Origin of the sequence: Bartonella sp. ML70XJBT.G, assembly GCF_028618575.1 — a bacterium.
GTDB lineage: Bacteria > Pseudomonadota > Alphaproteobacteria > Rhizobiales > Rhizobiaceae > Bartonella.
The window spans coordinates 1-2,726 of sequence record NZ_JAQITA010000064.1; the positions used below are offsets into that span (position 1 = coordinate 1).

The 2,726-nt window shown below is 39.5% G+C and carries 4 protein-coding genes; all 4 read right to left on the reverse strand.

Features of this window, described 5'->3' with window-relative positions; genetic code table 11:
• Positions 1 to 66: 66 nt before the first annotated feature.
• Positions 67 to 1,203: a YdaU family protein gene (locus PVV64_RS10195; protein ID WP_273760874.1), complete on the reverse strand. Its 1,137-nt coding sequence runs from the start codon at positions 1,201 to 1,203 to the stop codon at positions 67 to 69.
• Positions 1,196 to 1,666, reverse strand: a complete 471-nt coding sequence (locus PVV64_RS10200) for a crossover junction endodeoxyribonuclease RuvC (RefSeq protein ID WP_273760875.1) — start codon at positions 1,664 to 1,666, stop codon at positions 1,196 to 1,198. The genes PVV64_RS10195 and PVV64_RS10200 overlap by 8 nt, the downstream gene beginning before the upstream one ends.
• A gap of 249 nt (positions 1,667 to 1,915) precedes the next feature.
• Positions 1,916 to 2,350: a hypothetical protein gene (locus PVV64_RS10205; RefSeq protein WP_273760876.1), complete on the reverse strand. Its 435-nt coding sequence runs from the start codon at positions 2,348 to 2,350 to the stop codon at positions 1,916 to 1,918.
• Between the two features lie 11 nt (positions 2,351 to 2,361).
• Entirely contained in the window at positions 2,362 to 2,688 is a 327-nt protein-coding gene (locus PVV64_RS10210; protein WP_273760877.1) for a dATP/dGTP diphosphohydrolase domain-containing protein, read from the reverse strand.
• Positions 2,689 to 2,726: the final 38 nt, after the last annotated feature.

Genomic DNA, 2,726 nt, shown 5'->3' on the forward strand with positions numbered 1-2,726 from the left:
AGCATGCGAATAGCCTTTGCTATATCCTCTTTGCTTGCTTTTTCTGCAAACAGCTCTTGCAATTGATCAAAAGCATCTAAGGCTATCTCTTCCTGCTGTTGTGTTAATTGGCTGCCATCCTTCAAAATAAATGGACCGCTCGGGGGTATCATTGCGTGAATATGCTTCAAAGTACCCTCGATTTCCGATATCAAGGATACTGTCTGCGAACTTTTCGCCAATGCTTTTTTGCTTTTGAGTGCAATTTCCATAGTTTCCACCTTGTTGATTGATTTTATGATCTTTTGAATTCCTTACCCAATTACGCCATGTTGCTTGCCAATCGATTTTGGTTGCATTTGCACCGGCTTTTGAACGCCAGTAATCTCGAAACTTTGCGATCTCAATTTTGATACGCTCTGGTGGCAAGCCCTCTGCAAGTGCAAAATCGTAATCGGGTTCGAAATCATCAGGCAATCGACAGCCTCGATGAGCTTTTGAACGTTTTGGTTTTTTGGGAACGCTTTCTTGCTCGTGAATGGGCGGTTGTTTGGTTGCTATCGTTTCGATTTGTTCTGATGGGCTTTCAACATCAGCAACCTCTGTTGGCTCGTCAACCAAATCGGTTGTTTCTAAATCTTCAAAATCAATTTCTTTTTTTGATAAAACGATAGTTTTATTTTTTTTATATATATTATTCTTATTCTGGTTCTTTATAGCTTGATTTTGCTTGTCGTTTGCTTCAGCAAAAAAAACGTTTTGCTTACTTTTTGCTTCAGCAAAAAAAACGTTTTGCTTGTCGTTTGCTTCAGCAAAAAAATCATTTTGCTTGACGTTTGCTTCAGCAAAATCATTAACGCATTGTTTTGTATTGTTTTTTGCTTGTGCACCTTTTTTGCCAGCTTCACTACGAATTTGCGATATGTGATCCTTTTTATCAGCAAAATCTTTTAGTTCTTCTTCAACGCGCGTGTTCCACAACCCACCATCTATCTCAATAAGTTTATCGTTCCTCATTAAATATTCGACAATAGTTGCAAACTTTTTTTGTGAACAATTGCAAGCACGTGAAAGCGTTTCAAAATCTTCTTTAATTGGTGCTTTTTTATCATACATACGAACAAGAAGTGTCATATAAGCACCTCTTTGCTCCAATGTCATTCCATCTGTACCACTGATCCAGTCATACAAATGAAATCGTATCCACGGCATCCCATTAGACATACCCCAGTTCCCTTTCTTTAATTAAATGTAAAATTGCTAAAGCATCCGCTTCATTATCATCACAAGGCGCGTGTCCTTTTGCACGCATTGCCTCTATCATCTCTTCTTTCGACGCATTCCCCTTGCCCGTCGTCGCTTTCTTAATTGTACAAACCGGTATCCCCTCATACGGTATCTGATGATGTTCACACCACGCCGTTAACGTTGCTAACAAGCCACCGTAAACATGCGCTGCATCGGTACCAACATGACGCCTCACCTCTTCAAAATACACCGCATCAATTTGACCTGCTGCCTGCTTTATTTCATTAAGCCATCTCTTAAAGCGTAAATAACGCATCCCACCGCCTTCAAAACGGCGTGATTTAAAATCAACGGTGCCACTAGTGATACCACCATCCGCACCACAAAGCGCCCACCCTGTCCTCGTACCTAGATCAAAACAAAGAATTGTATGAGACATCTGAAACACCTGTATTTACTGATTATTCCCTTTTTAGAATGGTGCTTTAAACGACTTCTCTGCACACAATTTTGCTGCAATTCACACAATAGGAAATGTTAGGGTTAGATAATTTTTTGATTAGATGATTTTGCTCGTCTATTGTTTTGTCTTTTTCATCTAGCTCTTTTCTAAGCATTTTTATGGTTTTAAAAGCGCTATAAGCTGCATAACAAGATATAATAAGTGCAACAAAACCCATCTCTCTCCTCACTTACTTTTCTTCTTATTCTTATGAGAAGGCTTTTTTACAGATGCATCACGCTGCTTAAGCTCTTGTTTAAGATTCTCTATTTGCTCATCGCGTGATTGAACATCTGCTGTTAGTTCATCTATAAGATCGTTCTTCCGTTTGAACGCTTCATCATACGCATCTATCTGTTGATTAAGTTCTTTAATTTCCTTTTCATATTTTTTGATATCCTCATCACACTCATCAATGCTCTGCTTGGTTTCCTTTAAAAACTTAATCTCTTGTTCTTCAATTTCTCTCTCAAGGTCTGTAACTTGGACTTGAAGCTTTTCAACCTGCCGTGCAAATCTTTTCGCCTTATCCCGATAATGCAATGCAACACGCAACATTATTATGCCAAAAAGCAAAGTACCAAATACAACACCCATAATTATCATTTCATTTGAACTCATCTTGATCTCCATTAATTTTTATGAGGGCGGTCATCTTGACCAATCTGTTTTGCCTCGCATTCCATTAAGAAAAGAAGGCAACAAGCCGCATGTGCCAAGTGTGACAAATCACTCTCAGCATCCTTACTCTCTCCACCAAACCATGCTAATAAATGACGCAAAGCAGCACCGTGAAACCGGCTCCAATCCATGCCATTACGCCAGTTGTTTGCTCCGTATTTCTTTGCTCCAAACTCTAAAACACGACCGATTTCCATCAGTGCTAAAGGCGGTATAAGCTCTACACGTGACTTGCCGTCATCATTCTTATGGGCTTCATTTGCGTTCTGTGAACGTATAAAAACTCTATTCTTACTGCCGTATTCTTGATGCCCGC

Coding starts and splice junctions, on each gene's coding strand:
- PVV64_RS10195 (WP_273760874.1), bottom strand. CDS start 1,203: ATGTCTAATGGGATGCCGTGGATACGATTTCATTTGTATGACTGGATC.
- PVV64_RS10200 (WP_273760875.1), bottom strand. CDS start 1,666: ATGTCTCATACAATTCTTTGTTTTGATCTAGGTACGAGGACAGGGTGG.
- PVV64_RS10205 (WP_273760876.1), bottom strand. CDS start 2,350: ATGAGTTCAAATGAAATGATAATTATGGGTGTTGTATTTGGTACTTTG.